This window comes from Marinilabiliales bacterium (assembly GCA_007695015.1).
Lineage (GTDB): Bacteria > Bacteroidota > Bacteroidia > Bacteroidales > PUMT01 > PXAP01.
Genome location: REEN01000052.1, coordinates 25,395 through 43,966, shown reverse-complemented (window position 1 = coordinate 43,966; position 18,572 = coordinate 25,395). Strand labels below are relative to the sequence as shown.

The window sequence follows — 18,572 nt, the reverse complement described above, 5'->3', positions numbered from 1 at the left end:
TTATTAAGTATTGTAAATATAGTCCATTTTTTATATGACCGTTAAGGCTAATATTGTAACTTTGGGTTTATTTTGACAATCATTGAGAATCAACACAAGATGCTGAACAAGAAGACTAAGATCGTTGCCACTATCTCTGATAAAAACTGCGGAGTTCCTTTCCTTACCGACCTTTTCAATTCAGGCATGAATGCCGTCAGGCTCAATACCGCCCACCAGGAACCTGAGGACACCCTCAAGGTAGTGAGAAATGTAAGGAAGGTATCTGACAGGATAGCTATACTTTTGGACACCAAAGGGCCTGAAATAAGGACCAATCCCACAGAGAAGGGGCTACAGGTGAAAAAGGGCGATCAGGTGATAGTCAGGGGTGAACCCGGAAAAAAATCATCAGGAAATACAATTTACATGTCCTGCGAAGGTCTGGTTAATGAAATCCCAGCCGGCAGCCGGCTGCTGATAGATGACGGAGATGTTGAACTGATCGTCAGATCGGCAGAAAAGGATCATCTCGTTTGCGAAGCAGGTAACCCGGGCATTATCCTTGGCAGAAAAAGCGTAAACATTCCCGGCATTGACATAAACCTGCCAGCGCTGAACGACAGGGACAGGGAGTTCGTGCAACTGGCAATAGACGAAAATATCGATTTCATAGCCCACTCATTCGTCAGGAACAAGGAAGATGTAATAGAGGTACAGGAGATCCTTGACAAGCAAAACAGCAAGGTCAAAATAATAGCCAAGATCGAGAACCAGTCGGGTGTCAACAATATCGATGAAATCCTTGACCATGCCTACGGGATAATGGTTGCAAGGGGCGACCTTGCAATCGAGATACCCTACTCTAAGATCCCGGGCATCCAGAAGATGCTGATAGATAAATGCATTGAAAGAAGAAAGCCTGTGATAATCGCCACACAGATGCTTCACAGCATGATAACCAATCCCCGTCCCACAAGGGCTGAAGTAAGCGACATTGCAAACGCCATCTACAGCCAGACCGACGCAATAATGCTGAGCGGCGAGACAGCTTACGGCTCATACCCTCTCGAATCGGTTATAACAATGGCATCTGTTGCCGAGGAAGTTGAAAAAACCAAGGATACGATAAACGACATCCCCGTTGTAGTCATTAACAACCGCATATCCGCATTCCTTATCAAGGCCGCCGTCAGGGCGGCTGTCGACCTGTCGGCAAAGGCTATCATTGCCGACACCATGTCCGGCAGAACCATCAGGGGACTTTCAGCCTACAGGGGCAATAAGATGGTATGGGCAAAAGTCTACGACCGAAGAGTAGTAAGGGAGCTTGCCCTCTCATATGGTGTAAATGCACATTTTATGAAGCCTAGCGAAACCTCGCACGAATTTGTGCAGCAGGCGGTCAACTCTCTTGTACGCGAAAACGTGGTGAAAGATAGCAGTTTGGTGGTGGTGATTGCAGGAAATTTCGGCCACAGCACCGGCGCGTCATACGTCGAAATAGGCACAGTGAAAAACCTGCTGAGAGAGGAGGCGTGACTGCTATGACTGAACGGTGGAGACTTAAAGGAATGCGTGCCCTGGTAACAGGGGGAACAAAAGGGATCGGACTGGCTGTAGCCACTGAGCTCGCATCACTTGGTGCCGAAGTATTCATAGTTGCAAGGAAACAGGATGATATCATCGCCATTACAGGCAATCTCGGGAGTTCTAGCGGGATGGCCTGCGATATAAGCGACAAAGTGCAGCGGAAAAAACTTGTAGCAACCCTGATGGAGAAATGGGACAGTCTCGATATCCTGGTTAACAATGCAGGGATGAACATCCGCAAACCGACAGTGGAGTATTCGGATAAGGAATATGATACTATCGTCAACACCAACCTCCGGTCAGCCTGGGATCTGTGCAGGAAGCTCCACCCCCTTCTGAAAAGATCACAGCAGGGTAATATTGTCAACATCAGCTCGGTCGCGGGACAGACCAGCGTCCGTACCGGAGTAGTTTACGGGATGACCAAATCGGCAATGATACACATGACGAAATACCTCGCGGCTGAATGGGCTCCGGACAATATCAGGGTAAATGCCGTTGCCCCCTGGTATATCAGCACCCCGCTCGCCGGGGCGGTTCTGGGCGACAATAAATACAAGGAAGAGGTACTATCCCGCACCCCCCTTAAAAAGATTGGCGACCCCGCCGACGTAGCCGCAGCTGTAGCTTTCCTTTGTATGCCGGCTGCTTCCTACATTACCGGGCAGACAATAAACGTTGACGGAGGGTTTACAATAAACGGATTCTGAGATTGGCTGCCCACGACTCCGGCAAAAATTGATGACATACCAGGAATAAATCATGACGGTTGAAGATCACCAACCGGTCATTCGTTGTTCATAAATCCCTGCTCTTCGATCACTCTTAGAAATTCCTTCGAAAAGTGGACATTATCCTGCTTTTTGTAACGGTTGTCAGTAAATATCTGAGCCAGCGTTTCTTTCTGATTTATCTCCAGCAGCTCCCTTGTCAGGTCAGATGCCTCCTTCTCCGCATATATCCTGTCAATATCATCAGGTTCATAGTCGCTGTACTTTTCATAGTGAACGACGCCCTCAAGCGGCAACCTGTCCGTCAGGTCCGGCTCCTCATCAGGGTAGCCCATTGCGATGGCGGCAACCGGCACTACTCCACGGGGAAGGCCCAGAATATCAATGATCTTCGCTGCATTATAGGTTGCCGTACCCAGGTAACATATGCCAAGACCCTTTTCCTCGGCAGCCAGGCATACGTTCTGCGAAACAAGAAGCGCATCAATAGCTGCTGTAAAAAATGAAAGGTAGTTATCATACCCCGGCACAGCCCTGCGCTGTTCACACCATTTGTTGAACCTGTTAAAATCGGCACAGAAAGTGATGTGCACCGGAGCCTGCATAACCATCTCCTGCTTGAAATGGCACTCCCATAACTTCTTCCTCAGCTGCTCATCCCGGGTCACAACCATGCTGTAAACCTGCATGTTGCCGGTGGTGGAAGCCCTTGTGCCGGCCGAAAGGATTGTTTTCAGCAGATCCTCGTCTACAGGGTCCTTTTTATATTTTCTTATACTGCGGTGATTGAATATCGTGTCATGCATAGTGGTATAATTTTTGTTTGCAATATTACAAAACACCGGCGGTTTCACATAATCAATAACCAGGAATTTGCCGAAACCTTACCATAAGATATAGCGTATAATCATTTATCTTAAATTGAAAACTTTCAACCTATGAAAAAACTACTACTCTTCTCTGCTGTAATCTTTTATGGATTAACAGCATTGAACTCACAACCGCTTATTCCCAACGGAAACTTCGAAAACTGGGAAGAGAAATTCCTTTTCACCAGTCCCGCGAACTGGCTTACAGATGAGTATCCTGCCACTGCAACTTTTACAACGATAAAGTCAGACGACAGTGTTGATGGGGACTATTCGCTCAGGCTGACGAGTGTTCCTGAGGAGGGATACGATTATGTGGCAATTGGGTTTGCCGTGTTCGGTAAGTTTCCAGGACAGGCAAAAAAGGGCTTCGCCACCACTTTCAAGGGAGATGAAGATGATTATGATGATGAGGGAGACATGCCATTGCCCAGGCCCTGGGTCAACACGGTCGATAAGGTCCATTTTTCAATGAAATACAATATTGAGGATGGTGATGCCGCGATTGCATGGATACAGTTATTAAGCGATGGCGAGGTAGCTTGTGACACCATGATGTTCTTTACAGGACAGAATGACAGCTGGTGGAACATTGAAATTGATCTCCTCGAAGGCACGGCAATAGATGTTGATGAACTTCTGGTAATCTTCACCAGCTCCTTTATATTTGGTGACCAGGATGATGAAGATTACAAACAGGGTGATGGCCTGCCCGATTTCTCCCCTGTCGCGGGAAGCTGGATAATGGTCGATAATTTCTATTTCACCCTTGATGGTTCCGTAGTTCCCGGTCACGACCTCAATGGCAGCTTTGAGGAGTGGGATGATATGACTGCATATGACCCTGAAGGCTGGACATCAAGCAACACTTACCTTGCAGCCTATGATATGGAAAACGTTACAAGGACCGAAGACAGCTATTCGGGCGATTATGCTGTAAGGCTTGAGTCCGTTCTGTTCGATGTATGGGATGAAGGCAATATCGTATCTGGCATGCTTTCGCTGGGAGAAGGGCTTTGGGACGACGGCGGAATTCCGTTCACCGGAACGCCCCAGTTTATAGGAGGAGCATACAAATACCTGTCCCCTGAAACCGATGCTTTCCTTTCCTACCAGTTTTTGGCCGGTGATTATGATGTCGGGGGCAACTTCCTTCAACTACCGCCGGCAGATGAGTACACCCGGTTTATTGCATGGCAGAATTACTATCACGCTGACCCGGATTTTATGCGCCTGGACATAAGGTCAGGTGAGAACGAGGGTGCAGTGCTCTACATAGATGATCTGCGTTTCATGCCAGGCAGAGATGTGTTTTTCGAAGTGACTGACCAGTCCGGTAACCCGGTCAGCCAAACAGGAATTCAGATTGAGGGGATCAGTCCCGTTATTCTCGGGCCCACACCCTATCTCCATACTGACCATGAGGGTCATCTGAATATATTGCTTCCCGAAGGCAGTTACAAATATTTTATTGATGCACCGGATTATGATCCGGTGGACTGGATGCCCTTTGAGGTTGATGAAGATGGCGCACTTATCGAACTTGTATTGGAGGGTGGTGATCCGGGTGATCCGGGAGACCCAGATGCACCCTCAGTTTTTTTTGCTGATGACAATCACGACAGGATATATTTTGCCGGGAACGAATTTCAAGTGAATATATATCATCCCAACTTTCCTGACGGACTGACTCCGCAGGTAACAGAAGGAATATATACCGGCCCTGACCAGTTCGATGCGGAAGCGGTGCTTGACAACAGGAGCATAAGCAGTATCGACGGCGGAAGCTTTACAGTAACGGGTACGATAAGGGATGGTCTCTCCCAGGGGGTGATAGGTTTTGACATATCTATCGGAGGATTTCCGACAGGACCCTTTCCCATTGCTGACGAGGAGTATGATCCGCATTCAGGTTCGGATTGGGGACTTGCAATCGTGGGTGTGGAGATTCCCTTCGGCGACATATCAGCCGTACCCGCCCTCTATGATTTTGACAACCTTTACAATACCGAAAAAGATATTGAATTTACAAGGGAGGATCACGGCACCATTAAATTCGGTCCGGGTCTCAACATTATTGACAACAGGCAGGAGCTGACGTCGCTGCATGAGGGACTGGCACTGGTAAGCAACCCCGCAGAGGGCATCTACTACGTAGAGATCGATCCGGCATCGCTTACATTTTTGGCCGGCCGCGAAGCAGAGATCCTGATAGAAGGCTATGAGCTGAGCTCATTTACGATCAGAAAAACCGAATATGGTGTCGAAGCCGATTATGAAGCACCTGAGGATGTCAGGGCCAACACAACTGCAGAGCTTGTTGACAATGTGCTTACATTCACTGTTGACGGGTTCAGCAGATACACCGTACTGGGAGAACCAGAATATGAACTGACGCTCGAGGCCGAACCGGCAGACGGCGGAGTGCTGAGCGGACAAGGATCCTACCCTGCCGGTGAAGAGGTCAGCCTCGATGCCGAAGCCAGTGCAGGATACGAGTTCGTGAGCTGGAGGAAAGAGGGTGTGCAGGTAAGCGGCAATGCTGCCTTTGATTTCACAATGCCTGCACACGATGTCACTCTTACGGCAAGTTTCGTAACCGAAGGCACTGGCATATACGAGCTCACCATACTGGTGAATCCAGAAGGCTCAGGGATTGTTTCAGGTGAAGGCAAATACACTGAAGGCGAAGAGATTGCTCTATCCGTAGAGCCGGCAGAGGGCTGGGTGTTCGTGGAATGGACAGATGAAGATGGAGATCCGGTTGACCTGGCAGACGGCAAATTCATAATGCCGGGATCTGATGCCACCCTCACCGCTGTATTCAGGGAGATCATGGGGGCAACCATTGACCCCGATGAGTTTACGTTTGCGGATTTCTCCGATGTCACTGAATTTGAAACGACAATAACGTGGAATGATGCCTCCGAAGTTGAACGGGTTTATGTGCTGATAGACGGAGATGAGCTCGATATGTACTTCTCGGTAGAAGATATAGACCAGGAAAGTGCAACTCTGAAGATCACCCCGCCCGCCAAAAAGGGTAGTGCGAGAAAAGGTGATGATTATGTAGTTAACGGGTATGTTGTGTTTGATATGGGCGAACCTGCACCCTATAAAGTAATTATTACCGATCCCACATGGTGGGTAAGGATAACCATTGAAGATCCGGACGGTCCTAGCACCCGGGTTCCGGGGGCAGTGATCAGCATAACCGATAACAGCGACACGGATGTCACGGTGGTAACCGACCAGCATGGCATCGCGGAACTGTCACTCCCTTCCGGTTCGTATGACCTCCAAATAGAGGCCTTTGGATACATTTCACGGGATGAGACTATAATTATTGAAGAGGCGCATGACGGTAACAGGTTCAGCTTTGTTCTTGAGAGAGATGACCAGGTGTTCGTTGTGGTTCAGGAAACGATACCGGCCGACAACGATACTGATGTTTCACCTGCAACCGATATTGTGGTCATCTTTGAACGTGACATAAGCGAGGGTACTATGAACCGAGGGTTCCAGGAGATATACCTGAAGAGCGCAGACGATGAATACTGGTCATTGCAGGTAACAGTCATAAATGGCAATGAGCTCCACATTATCCCTGACTGGCCACTTGTAAATGAAACATCCTACAGCCTCTTCATACCGGCCCACTCAGTGGCAGATGCGGTAAACAACTACATTGTAATGGAGGATGCCCTTGTAATAAACTTCACTACAGGAGTTTACCACAAACCTATCCTGACACCCGACGTTTCGGTATTCGGACTGGCTGAGGAGGAGAATGTAGAGATATCGATCGACTGGGGCAGTGAATCTGAGATAGCTGCAGTGTTGCATATGTTCCATGATGCCGGGTCAGATGAATACATTTCAGTCGAGCTTGAAAAGGATATCGATTATACCATAGACGGTGACATACTCACATTATCAGCCGGTTTCATAACAGGGCTGGAACCTGAAGCAGGAGATGTTATAGGTTTCATGGTCGAATTCGGGACCGGTCACCATGAATGGTTTGGTGTTTACATAGTTCCTTCTGTAAGGGCATATTTTGATCCTTCAGAGCTGGTATATGACCTGTCCAATCCGGGTGACCTGAACACCAGCCTTCTGTCGGTTACCGGGGCCGGTATTATCGCGGTAGAGGAATCAGGCAGTGCACTTTCTGAAGATGATGACTTCCGGGTTGAAGGCATATGGCTCTTTATCCACGAAAGTTATCTCTCCGGCATGCTGCAGGCTGCAGACGATGAAATCGAGCTTACCGTCACATTTGATGACGGTAATGATGCACTGCTCACAATTACTGCAATTGAAAGCGGTATTGCCAACGCCACCATTGATCCATCCTCGGCAACTTACTTTGAATTTGAGATGCCTGAATACTTTGAGACCATTATCACATGGAACGATGCTTCAGAGGTTGACAGCCTGATGCTTTTTATAAACTACGGATGGTCCTTTGAAAAGTTCAGGTATGATGACTGGGAGATCCTTGAAGATGACGGTACAAACGCCGTTCTGCGTATTTATGTAGGCGATGATAACGACAACGGCAAAGGTGCCGGCATTTCCGGTGCAACCGGGGTTTCGAAGGGTGATTTCCATATCTACATTAGCATTGATATCCACTTTGATACGGGAGCGCCTGCAAAATTCCTGCTCACCATCATTGACCGCGATTTCAATGTACATGTAGATATCAAGCCAGACGGTGCAGGATCGGTGACCGGAGAACGTGAATACCAGTTCGAAGAAGAGGTGTACCTTGAGGCCTTCGCCAATGAAGGATATGAATTCAGCGGCTGGTGGAAAGACAATGAGAAGATGAGCGACGACAACCCCTATATCTTCGAAATGCCGGCTGAAGATCTCCATCTTACCGCATGGTTCATTGCAGAGGGCGCAGTTACGTACACCCTCACCCTCAGGGCCGATCCGGCAGGCGCCGGGACCGTGACCGGGGGCGGAGAATATGAAGAAGGCGAAGAGATCGAACTTAGTGCTGTTGCGGTTGAAGGTTTCGCTTTCGTTAACTGGACAGATGAAGATGAAGAAGAGGTGAGTGATGAAGCCGGCTTCACATATACGATGCCCGGCTCAGACATCACACTGACCGCAAACTTCATAAAGACAGACCGGACGGTCACCTTTACAGTGCTTGCAGCTGACGGCACTCCCTTTGAAGGAGCAGTAATAGCTGTCCTGAAAGATCAGGACGAGGTAGCATCCATCACAACCGGAACGGACGGAAAAGCAGATGCAACATTGCCGGCGGGCGATTACACCTTTACCGTATCGGCCGAAGATTATGAGGATGACAGCGGCACATTCACGATTACCGATGCAGATGTTGAGATAACAATCAATCTCATCCCTGTAGGTTTGACCCTGCCTGACAGTCCGGGCACCCGGATACTTGCATACCCAAACCCCAGTGACGGGTTGTTCAACCTCGAATATGGCGGCAGGCCCGGAGCAGCGATAACCGTTGAAGTGATAAGCGTTACCGGAAACATCGTTTATGCAAGGGAGTACCAGGGCGCCGGAGACCTCAGGGAAACCATTGACCTGAGAACCGCCGCCAGGGGCATCTACTTCCTGAGGATAAGAGACAACGGAACCGTCAAGACAGTCAAGATGGTGTTCAGGTAACACTCCACTGCCCCACCGGCAGAAGAACCACCAAAAAAAGCGGCAGCAACCTGCCGCTTTTTTTATTCCGCTTCCCCCCGCATCAGCCCTCACCACCTTTGGCACAGCATCACCCCCCTCCTACCCATCCACCTTTTTAACAACGCACCCCTCACCCCCCCCTGTTGCATCATATACATAAAAGCCCTAAATTTGATTGTGCATTCCAAAAATCAACCAATTATCCACCCACACACAACACCCTCAGATGCATAAATACCTTTCTCCAACATATAAACAAGTTGGAGGTAATGCCAAGAAAACCCAACCCTCTTTCTGATAGTTCCTAGTAGAATTATTGATATATTTGCTATATACATCTGGGGCATGGAAAACTCAATACGCGCTGAAGAAGTCATCAAAACCACGGCAAGGAAATATTTACCTGATGCTGAAGTAGTATTATTCGGTTCCAGAGCTAGAATGACTCATGATTCAGAAAGTGATTACGATATCCTAATAATTACCCACAAAAATCTGTCTCCCAAGCAAAAGCTGCCATATAAGACAAAAATTCGGAAAGAATTATTGCAATCAAATATTAGAACCGATATTCTCATCCAAAGTCATCAAGAAATTGAAAAGAAAAAAAAGCTGCCCGGCCATATTATTAAAACGATCCTTAATGATTCAATCTTCTTATGAACCTGGAAAAACTTGAATATATTAAAAACTGGCTTTTCAGAGCAAATGAGGATATTGCAGTAATAGATAATTTGATTAATGCTGGAATTGAGAATTATACCAGCACAATTTGTTTTCATGCTCAACAAGCATCAGAAAAATTTTTAAAGGCCTTTTTAGTTCATCATGATGTCGATTTTCCTAGGACGCATGATTTGGATTTTCTATTAATAGAGTGTCAAAAGATTAATAAAGAGGCATTTCAGGATATTAATCTAAAAAGCTTAAGCGAATTTGGTGTTTCAGTAAGGTATCCAGATGACTTTTATATTCCGACAATAAGCGAAACTGAGGAATATAACCAAGTGGCGAAAGAAATAAAAGAAGTAGTTGAAGGATTGATTACTCCCAAACCCTAGTAGGCACTACCTCCAACAAAGTGTATATTCCAGGCGGGTTTTTCATAAAATTCGGTATCTTGCTCTAAAGTGAATTCGGCGGACAGTCAAAATGAAGTAGAAATAATTCCCGCCCGGAAACATACACTCGACCGTTACAGGGCATTTAATTGACAGTACACTGCCGTATAAAATCGTACAACAAATATTCAGAATATGAAACCGAATGCAATATTATTTTTTTGGTTAATTGTTTTAATGGCAGGGTGCGAAAAGGAACCTGCAGATGAAATTTATTATGAATATTCATTTGAGCATTCACTGATAATAATCAACAAACAGGATACTTTGCTGCAATTGATTTATACTGATTCTTTGATTATTTCATATAAAACTATGGAGAATAATATAATTGAGGAAACTGAATTTCATTATGATTCAAGTGGTTTACTAACTGGATTGACAATATACAATTTAACAAATAATCGCCTTACCCACAAAGACTTTTCATATGATTCATTAAACAGGATCAGTTCAATATATGTTAGCCGACCTCCGATTCGTATCCTGGAAACTCGGACTTTAATATATAATGAAGCAGGAAAACTAATACAGATTAAGGCGTTCTTTCCTGAGGCTTTTGAATATGCTGGCAATAATGTGTCAAAAAATGGCAGGGTAGATATAGATATAGGTGTATGGACTGAGTTTGTCTATTCATACGATAGCATGATCAATCCGGTTTACAATATTGGATTACCGTTAATTTCTGCAAAACAGTTATCTCAGAACAATAGAAAATCGAAGATTGCTTTATGGGATGAGTATCCTGATTGTATGCTGGAAGATGATCCGCATTGTAATATAATAAATCATGTTGACACTATTTATACTTCAACATTTGTTTACAATCGTGAAAACAAGCCGAAGACTGAGTTTAGAAAATATAAAAACCGCGTTGACACCCTGGTTTATCTGTATAAAACAACAGCCCGCAAAATTGAGTAATCTGCTGCCCGGCACAACTGGTGGAATCTTGTCACTGCTTCTTCCTGACCATCTTCTGAGGGGCGATCATGTTCTCGGGTAAAAGCAGGGTATCGAGTTCCTCTTTTGACAACAGCTCCTGCTCCAGGACCAGGTCGTAGACGCCCCTGTTGGTCTCGAGTGCCTCCTTTGCCAGCTTTGTGCACACTTCGTAGCCAAGGACCGGATTGAGGGCGGTAACGAGGCCGATGCTGTTCTGAACCTGTGCACGGCAATGCTGCTCATTGGCCGTGATGCCGTCAATGCACCTGATCTTGAGCGTCCGCATTCCGTTCTTGAGCATCTCGACCGATTCGAACAGGCTCTGCACCATGACCGGCTCCATCACGTTCAGTTCGAGCTGTCCTGCCTCGGCTGCAAGGCTGACGGTAAGGTCGTTGCCGATGACCTTGAAGGCAATCTGGTTCACCACCTCGGGTATGACGGGGTTGACCTTGCCGGGCATGATCGATGAGCCGGGCTGCATGGGCGGCAGGTTAATCTCATTAAATCCGGCACGGGGGCCAGAAGAAAGAAGCCTGAGGTCATTACATATTTTGCTCAGCTTAATTGCCGTCCTTTTAATTGCCGATGAGTACATTACGAAAGCTCCTGTATCCTGGGTTGCTTCTACAAGGTTGGCGGCATTGACTATCTTGAGGCCGGTAACGGACTGAAGGTGTTTTATGACCTTGCCGGGATAGCCTGGATCGGAGTTTATTCCTGTACCGATTGCAGTAGCCCCCATGTTCACCTCCAGGAAAAGGTCGGCGTTCTCGTTCAGCCTGAGTATCTCCTCCTCCAGGGTGGTGGCATAGGCCTCAAAGGCCTGTCCCAAAGTCATCGGGACGGCATCCTGGAGCTGGGTCCTTCCCATCTTGATAACACCGGCAAACTCCTCCCCTTTCTTCCTGAATGAACCGATCAGCTCCTTCAGCACCTCAACCAGGGTCTTATTGCTGTTTATCAGCGCTATCTTGATAGCGGTGGGATAGGCGTCGTTGGTGGACTGCGACAGGTTGACGTGGTTGTTGGGATGGCAGTATTCATACTCCCCTCTCTCATGGCCGAGTATCTCCAGCGCCCGGTTCGCTATAACCTCGTTGGCATTCATGTTTGTAGAGGTACCTGCCCCGCCCTGAATCATGTCGACCGCAAAATTGCTGTGGAACTTGCCGTTCCTGATCTCATTGCAGGCACGCACTATTGCGTCGCAGACCGATTTATCGAGCAGACCCAGATCATAATTTGCCTTGGCTGCCGCCATTTTTACCATTGCCAGGGCATTTATCAGTACCGGGTAGAAGTTCAGGGTGATGCCGCTGATATTGAAGTTCTCCATCCCCCGCAGGGTCTGGATGCCGTAATATACCTCGAAAGGCACGTTCCTGTCACCCAGCAGGTCATGCTCCTCCCTGGTCCTGCCCGATTCGTACTGCGCTCCAACGTCAACGATGCGGTTGTTGGCGTTGCGCATCCTGCGCGACATGACACGTGCAATGTTTGAGAATATCTTGAGGGCCGCAGAGCTGTTCTCCAGGAAGAACTGCTGGTCGATCGCAAGTACCCTGGTCTTAGCCAGGGCACGCGCCGATGTTGAATGGGGCGATTTGCTGCCCCAGGAGCCCTCACCAAGGAAATCGCCCCTGCTGAAGTATGTGAGCCTCTTTTCAAGTCCGAATGGCGTTGTCTTGAAAAGTTCCACCTCTCCGCTGTAGATAATAAATATATTGGTCCTGGGAGCATTCTCCCTGAAAAGCAGTGAGCCCTCCCGGATCAATTTCTCTGAAACTGCCTTGTAGAGTGCATCATATTCTGCTTCTTCAAGCTCACGGAACAATTCAATCTCCTTTAAGAATTCCTTTATTTCTGCGCCTGCCATGATATCAATATTTGTTTTAACATTGCCAATAACGGAAAATACAAAATTAGGCATTCTCACCGATTTATCCGGTGCTCTATAATTCTCCTGGCAATAAATAACTGCATTATCCCGGCTCCGGCAGGTCGCCGGGGGTATTGATGTTGGTAAATGATCTCCTGATCTTCTCAGTATCCGGCATTTCTATGTAATCTGCATTGAGCCCGGCAATGAAATGGCGGACAGAAAGGTCGGGTGAGGAGGCAAGGAAATTCTCCAGGTCACCGGCAAGGCCTGTCCGGTAAATCGCATGGAGCGGCTCTGGGAATCCGCCTGATACAGGAATGACAGCATCTGCTCCGGGCAGTTTCTCATATCGTGTGATAAGCATCCCGATAACGTCTGTATCGACAAAAGGCATATCGCATGGCACAACGAATATCGCAGGCGCGGCGGCCCTTTTCATGGCCGCGTGAATTCCTCCCAGGGGGCCCTTGTCAATGATTATGTCTGTAACAGTAACGATTCCCTCAATGCCGGCATACCTGCCGGGTGTGTTGGTCACTACGACTATTTCCCCGAAAAGGTTATCCAGCTTACGGGCAAGTACCTTTATAACAGGCGTTCCGTCAATGAGCATGAAAGCCTTGTCATCTCCGCCGAAACGGACATTCTTCCCTCCTGCGAGGATCACTGCGGTGAGTTGTTTTGCTGAGGCAGACATATCTGTTTTAAGAGGAGCAATATATCAATAGTGCAAATATTTTCCTACTTTTGCCGGAACAAAACAGAACAGTCATGGCCAGCCGCAGAGAACTTAAGAAGGACATACACAGCCTCACATTTGAGCTTATATCCGAATGTCTTGTTTACCAGCATTTCCATCCTGAAGTAAAGGAGGAGAAGATCAACAATATTATCGAAGAGATCATTTCCCACCGCAATGAATATATTGCCCGGGCCAACCGCCCCGACGGCAAAGACAACCCGGCTCTGGTCAGGAAACACTACCGGTCGATAATAGACGACATCAAAAACAAGACCATACCGCTGCTGGACAAACTCCAGAAGTAACACACACCTGGCCGGGCAAGCTCCAGGAATAAGGCCCTGCTGAGCGACTGAGGCCATGCACTAACTGGCAGGCCGGTCAAAGGCAGGCAAGTGAGGGTGTACTTCCGTGGCGCGGGAAGAAGGTCTCGCTAAAATCACGTCTTAACCTTTCCTGCGCCTTATGCGCGCCCTTATCCTGATCACGGCCAGCCGCACCAGCAAAGAGAGGATAAGCAATACAATTATAATAACGGTCCATGCCCACACGGCAAGAGGAACACCTTCGCGTGAGGTAATCCTGTCACCGGTTTCGGCATAGTAGGCAGGCACCAGAGGCAGTCCGTCCTCTCCCGGCTCAAATGATGCGCCATACCGTGCAAGGGCTTCCCATACCTTGAACTCTTTCCCATCGTGCACCAGGATGGTCTCATCGGGAGTGAGTGGGTTGCCATGCTCATCCTTCAGTACCAGTCCGAGTCGCGGCAGTATATCCCCCACCATCGGCAGAAACGAGGTGAGATAGTGATCGGTCACCACGTGGTAGAGCCTATCTTCTTCAACGGGCACATAATTGCCGTTATACTGAATTCCCTCTCCGGCATACATCTCTGCGCTGATCACCGAGCGGTAGGCCGGAACCGGTATCCCTGCAAACGGTATTCTGAGCCAGGTGGCCTTGCCGGGGTCATAGGTGTAACGCAGTCCGCTAACCTGCAAAAAGTACATATCACCCATCAGCTGCGAAAGCAGTGAGGTAATTTCGAGAACATTCAATATCTCACGGCCGGTAAGCCAGAAAGAGACAAGGGGATAGCCTGCTTTCCCATCCAGTCCCGATCCCAGGCCTGAAACGGTCACCAGGTCAAAAAACGAGACCTGGTTGCGCGACCACTCCATCGTGCCGGGCACGATGTCGGCCCTTACAACGCCGTTCGCCTGCACTGCAAAGTCAACCCTGTGCCCGGTCAGCCGCGCTACCTCCTGCCTCATGGCATCGGTAACGAAGTTGCCGACCGTGGTTTCCCTGAACGGTCCCGGACTGATCATGCTGAAGCCCGAGCTGAAAACAGGATCCTCAACTCCAGTGAACATGCCTTCGGTGTGCTCCGATACAAAGAGGTTCAGCTTCTGCGTGTAACCGTCTATCATCGCCAGTATCTCAGGGTCCTCAGGCACAGAGTTGTCAAGGGGAATGAGGAACGGACTATTGTTCCTTTCGTTAACAACCGACAGGGCTCCGGTCTGGGAATCCCACTCCAGGTCCAGTCTCCCTAGATTGGAAAGGTAATACCCCGGATGCAGGATAACAGTGTTGTTTATCCTCAAAGGTTCATGCGTCAGGTGATGATCGTGCCCTCCCATAATAACATCAATGCCGTCAACAGCCGCTGCAAGCTCCCTGTCCTCTCCTACGCCTGAGTGTGTAAGCGCCACAATTATATCGGCGCCCTTCTCCCTGAGCAGCGAGACCTGACGCGCGGCGGCCTCATGCTGGTCGCTTACGGTAACGGGCTCAATGTAACTGGCAACACTGTATGCTTCCCGGCCCAGCAGGCCGAACACCCCGATCTGTAAACCGTTTGGCAGTCCGATCATATGATGTTCGCGTATACCCACATCCATGAGCGGGTTACCTTCAGGTATAACCAGGTTTGAAGATACCAGCGGCATGGTGTCGTTATACCCGGGGTAACCGGCATTCATGAAGTACTCTGCAATCTTGCCGGGCCCGTAATCAAACTCATGGTTTCCGATGGTAAGCACATCGTAGCCTATATTCTTCATTATCCCGATCTCGGCAGAATAGCCTTCAAGTATCAGCCATGCATACGGGGTGCCCCCCACAAAGTCGCCGGCCGACATCAGCAGTACCGGGTCGCTGCCCGCCTCCTCCCTTATCGAACGCACAAGTGTTGCCAGCCGGGGAAAACCGCCGACCGAGGGGTTAGCCACATCAGGGTGGTAGTCAACCAGGGGCAGGGGCAGCAGCGTGGAGTGCTCATCGGTGGTATTGAGCAAGGTAACCCTTTTGACCTGGGCAGTTAGGGGGGACTGCAACGCGAGCAGGATGATAAACAGCGGAAGGTACAGCAAAGGCTTTACGGTTAATTTTCCGCTGATATATTCATTAATACGCAGGAAGCCTGCAGGAACAGTCCGGTTTAACAAATTCTGGTTTCTCATGGCAGTATTTGCATTTTTAATTATACCACAAAATACAACATTTTTCCAGACCAGATAAAAACATACCGTTAAGTTTTTATTAACGCACCGTGCGGCATGGCCATGGTAATGCAGGAAATGGTATGGTGCAGTTACTAACGAAGCCGGGCCGTGTTTGTAAAATGCCTACCGGTTTATGCCCAGAAGGTATTCCTTCACCGCACCGGCATCGCATGGAATCCGGGCATACGTCTCCTCAGTGCCGGGCATCCTTAGCTGCGGCGGCACATACTCATATTTGCCGAGTATCTCTCCCATCGTTTCCGGAAACTTGGCAGGGTGGGCAGTCTCCAGAAAGACACCCGGCCCCTCGTACCCGGTTTCACGGGCATATCTCTCCAGTCCGAGCCATGCCACGGCCCCGTGGGGGTCCATTATATAACCGGTTTCGTTCGCCACCCTTCTTATCGCATCTGCAGTCTGTTCATCGGTAAAGGACCAGGACATTACGCTTTCGCGGAAATTAACGGCCTGTCCCCCCATCAGCATATCGAGCCTGGCAAAATTTGAAGGATCACCCACATCCATGGCGCTGCTGTATGTGGGCACCGAGGGGGCAGGCCTGTACTGCCCGCTTGCGAGGAATTCAGGGAATACATCGTTAATGTTCACCGATGCTATGAATTTCCTTACGGGCAATCCGGCACTCCGTGCCATCACGCCGGCAGTAAGGTTCCCGAAATTGCCGCTCGGGACGCTGAATACCGGTTCGCCAGGCTCCTTACCCAGCATGGCATAAGCATGGAAATAATAGAAGCACTGCGGTATAAGTCTACCGACATTGATGCTGTTGGCCGATGTAAGGGTCAGCTCGCCGTTCAGCTCCTCATCAGCCAGGATGGTGCGAGCCAGCCTCTGGCAGTCATCGAAGTTCCCCTCAACCTCGAGCGGGTGTATATTCCCCCCGAGGGTGGTTATCTGCAGCCGCTGAAGCCTGCTGACCCTGCCTTTGGGAAACAGCACAACCACATTTATGCCGTCCACCCCGTAAAAACCCGAAGCCACTGCCGACCCGGTATCGCCCGATGTGGCGACTATTACATTCAGCGGCTTCTCCCTGTTACGGTAGAGAAAGGACATGAGCCTCGACATGAAGCGCGCTCCCACATCCTTAAAGGCCATGGTGGGGCCGTGATAAAGCTCCAGGCTGAAGGTAGCCGGCTGCACCTCTGTGAGGGGAATGGGAAAATCGAGGGCCTCGCCAACGATCCCTTCAAGCACATCAGGCGGTATGTCGCTGCCCAGAAAGGCCGTCGCGACATCAAAAGCTGTTTCGACAAGGCTCCTGCCGTGTAGCGAACTGATGAATGATCCGTCGAACCGGGGCAGCTCTTCAGGCATGTAAAGTCCCCCATCCGGGGCCGGTCCCCTTAAAACAGCCTCCCTGAGAGAAACTGCCGGTGCTGTGCCTTTGGTGCTGTAATATAACATAGAGATAATAATTTTAGCATTTGTTTCGAGTGGTGCATTTGTTGGCTTTGTTGACTGTGTTGCCTGTGGCAGTCCGCCAGACCGGACCCGGACCGCTACCGGCGCTGCCGGGTTATTTCAGCACCACCGCCCCTTCACTGTTTATTTCAGACACCCACGAGGTTGAGGCCACCCCGTTGCCTGCCAGCTTTTTCACCAGCGCCTTTGCGGCGGACTCTGCGCAGGATTTGTTCATGCACAGGCTGAAGACCGTGGGCCCCGACCCCGATATGCCAAATCCCAGGGCGCCGTTAGCCACGGCAGTCTCCCTGAGCCCGTCAAACCCCGGTATGAGCATCTTCCTTACCGGCTCAACAATAACATCCTCGAGACTCCTTCCTATCAGTTCCGGGTCGTCCCTGTACAGGCCGGCAACAAGGGCCCCCACGTTGCCCCACTGTCTTATGGCATCTGTCATCGGTATGTTCCTCCTGATGATCTGCCGTGCCGCCAGCGTGGGTATCTCAATATGGGGATAGACCAGTGCGCAGCAAAGATCTTTCGGTACGGGAAGCTGGATCACATCGAGGGGATCATATGACCGTATCAGCACGAATCCCCCGAGCAATGAGGGAGCAACATTATCGGCATGGGCATTTCCGCATGCGAGCCTTTCACCCTCCATTGCAAAAGGGAGCAGATCCTTCCTGTCAAGGGGGTTTCCCATTAGCTCATTCACTGCAACAAGTCCACCGACAGCACTTGCCGCGCTGGAACCCAGTCCGCTCCCGAAAGGCATTTTCTTGTGCAGGCTAATGCCGACACCCTGCTTTGAGCCGATATGCTCAAGGTAGCTGATGACCACCGAGCTGACAGTATTCTTCTCCGGATCGAGGGGAAGCCTGCCGTCGTCGCCCTCAACCCGGTCGAGGGTAACCTTCCCGCTGCCGGTCAGGCGCGCGGTAACCTCGTCGCCCGGACGATACAGGGCAAAACCGAGCACATCGTAGCCGCAGCCAACGTTAGCAACTGTTGCAGGAGCAAAAACCCTTACCTGATCCATCTGTTCGGAATTTGAATTAAAGTATACCCTATGCCGGCT

The 18,572-nt window shown here is 49.3% G+C and carries 13 protein-coding genes; 7 read left to right on the top strand and 6 right to left on the bottom strand.

The features are described from left to right. Positions 1-102 precede the first annotated feature (102 nt). Both pyk and EA408_05950 read left to right on the top strand, forming a co-directional pair. Positions 103-1,521: a pyruvate kinase gene (gene pyk, locus EA408_05955; GenBank protein ID TVR72930.1), complete on the top strand. Its 1,419-nt coding sequence runs from the start codon at positions 103-105 to the stop codon at positions 1,519-1,521. A 5-nt stretch (positions 1,522-1,526) separates the two neighbouring features. Next, the gene (locus EA408_05950) at positions 1,527-2,282 is read left to right on the top strand and encodes an SDR family oxidoreductase (protein TVR72909.1); all 756 of its coding nucleotides are present in this window, start codon (positions 1,527-1,529) and stop codon (positions 2,280-2,282) included. A gap of 77 nt (positions 2,283-2,359) precedes the next feature. Here the strand turns inward: EA408_05950 and EA408_05945 are convergent, their stop codons facing one another. Next, a complete protein-coding gene (locus tag EA408_05945; GenBank protein TVR72908.1) occupies positions 2,360-3,109 on the bottom strand; it encodes an NADPH-dependent oxidoreductase in 750 nt (249 codons plus the stop codon). A gap of 132 nt (positions 3,110-3,241) precedes the next feature. On the opposite strand from EA408_05945, the gene EA408_05940 reads away from it, so the two are divergent. The 4 genes from EA408_05940 to EA408_05925 all read left to right on the top strand — a co-directional run bounded on the left by EA408_05940 (position 3,242) and on the right by EA408_05925 (position 10,905). Next, complete coding sequence (locus EA408_05940; GenBank protein TVR72907.1) at positions 3,242-8,836, top strand: T9SS C-terminal target domain-containing protein; 5,595 nt, start codon at positions 3,242-3,244, stop codon at positions 8,834-8,836. Between the two features lie 366 nt (positions 8,837-9,202). Next, positions 9,203-9,520 (top strand): nucleotidyltransferase domain-containing protein, encoded by a 318-nt coding sequence (locus tag EA408_05935; protein ID TVR72906.1) that lies wholly within the window; start codon positions 9,203-9,205, stop codon positions 9,518-9,520. Further along, positions 9,517-9,918 carry a HEPN domain-containing protein gene (locus EA408_05930; protein TVR72905.1) on the top strand — a complete coding sequence of 134 codons (402 nt, stop codon included), beginning with the start codon at positions 9,517-9,519 and terminating at the stop codon, positions 9,916-9,918. The genes EA408_05935 and EA408_05930 overlap by 4 nt, the downstream gene beginning before the upstream one ends. Positions 9,919-10,155: 237 nt before the next feature. Beyond that, positions 10,156-10,905: a hypothetical protein gene (locus EA408_05925; GenBank protein TVR72904.1), complete on the top strand. Its 750-nt coding sequence runs from the start codon at positions 10,156-10,158 to the stop codon at positions 10,903-10,905. Between the two features lie 31 nt (positions 10,906-10,936). Here the strand turns inward: EA408_05925 and aspA are convergent, their stop codons facing one another. Continuing rightward, the gene (aspA, locus tag EA408_05920) at positions 10,937-12,805 is read right to left on the bottom strand and encodes an aspartate ammonia-lyase (GenBank protein TVR72929.1); all 1,869 of its coding nucleotides are present in this window, start codon (positions 12,803-12,805) and stop codon (positions 10,937-10,939) included. 106 nt (positions 12,806-12,911) lie between these two features. Then, positions 12,912-13,508: a molybdenum cofactor guanylyltransferase gene (locus EA408_05915; protein ID TVR72903.1), complete on the bottom strand. Its 597-nt coding sequence runs from the start codon at positions 13,506-13,508 to the stop codon at positions 12,912-12,914. Between the two features lie 74 nt (positions 13,509-13,582). Here EA408_05915 and EA408_05910 point away from each other — a divergent pair, with 74 nt between their 5' ends. Next, complete coding sequence (locus EA408_05910) at positions 13,583-13,858, top strand: hypothetical protein (protein TVR72902.1); 276 nt, start codon at positions 13,583-13,585, stop codon at positions 13,856-13,858. A gap of 141 nt (positions 13,859-13,999) precedes the next feature. On the opposite strand, the gene EA408_05905 is transcribed toward EA408_05910, so the two are convergent. The 3 genes from EA408_05905 to EA408_05895 all read right to left on the bottom strand — a co-directional run bounded on the left by EA408_05905 (position 14,000) and on the right by EA408_05895 (position 18,533). Next, the gene (locus tag EA408_05905; GenBank protein TVR72901.1) at positions 14,000-16,021 is read right to left on the bottom strand and encodes a bifunctional metallophosphatase/5'-nucleotidase; all 2,022 of its coding nucleotides are present in this window, start codon (positions 16,019-16,021) and stop codon (positions 14,000-14,002) included. Between the two features lie 165 nt (positions 16,022-16,186). Beyond that, positions 16,187-17,491 (bottom strand): threonine synthase, encoded by a 1,305-nt coding sequence (locus EA408_05900; GenBank protein ID TVR72900.1) that lies wholly within the window; start codon positions 17,489-17,491, stop codon positions 16,187-16,189. Positions 17,492-17,603: 112 nt separating this feature from the next. Further along, positions 17,604-18,533, bottom strand: a complete 930-nt coding sequence (locus EA408_05895) for a homoserine kinase (GenBank protein TVR72899.1) — start codon at positions 18,531-18,533, stop codon at positions 17,604-17,606. Between the last annotated feature and the right edge of the window lie 39 nt (positions 18,534-18,572).

Bases quoted from the DNA above. Each gene is read 5' to 3' on its own strand.
- EA408_05895 (TVR72899.1), bottom strand. From the start codon at position 18,533: ATGGATCAGGTAAGGGTTTTTGCTCCTGCAACAGTTGCTAACGTTGGC.
- EA408_05945 (TVR72908.1), bottom strand. From the start codon at position 3,109: ATGCATGACACGATATTCAATCACCGCAGTATAAGAAAATATAAAAAG.
- EA408_05900 (TVR72900.1), bottom strand. From the start codon at position 17,491: ATGTTATATTACAGCACCAAAGGCACAGCACCGGCAGTTTCTCTCAGG.
- EA408_05910 (TVR72902.1), top strand. From the start codon at position 13,583: ATGGCCAGCCGCAGAGAACTTAAGAAGGACATACACAGCCTCACATTT.
- EA408_05940 (TVR72907.1), top strand. From the start codon at position 3,242: ATGAAAAAACTACTACTCTTCTCTGCTGTAATCTTTTATGGATTAACA.
- aspA (TVR72929.1), bottom strand. From the start codon at position 12,805: ATGGCAGGCGCAGAAATAAAGGAATTCTTAAAGGAGATTGAATTGTTC.
- EA408_05915 (TVR72903.1), bottom strand. From the start codon at position 13,508: ATGTCTGCCTCAGCAAAACAACTCACCGCAGTGATCCTCGCAGGAGGG.
- EA408_05935 (TVR72906.1), top strand. From the start codon at position 9,203: ATGGAAAACTCAATACGCGCTGAAGAAGTCATCAAAACCACGGCAAGG.
- EA408_05905 (TVR72901.1), bottom strand. From the start codon at position 16,021: ATGAGAAACCAGAATTTGTTAAACCGGACTGTTCCTGCAGGCTTCCTG.
- EA408_05930 (TVR72905.1), top strand. From the start codon at position 9,517: ATGAACCTGGAAAAACTTGAATATATTAAAAACTGGCTTTTCAGAGCA.
- EA408_05950 (TVR72909.1), top strand. From the start codon at position 1,527: ATGACTGAACGGTGGAGACTTAAAGGAATGCGTGCCCTGGTAACAGGG.
- EA408_05925 (TVR72904.1), top strand. From the start codon at position 10,156: ATGGCAGGGTGCGAAAAGGAACCTGCAGATGAAATTTATTATGAATAT.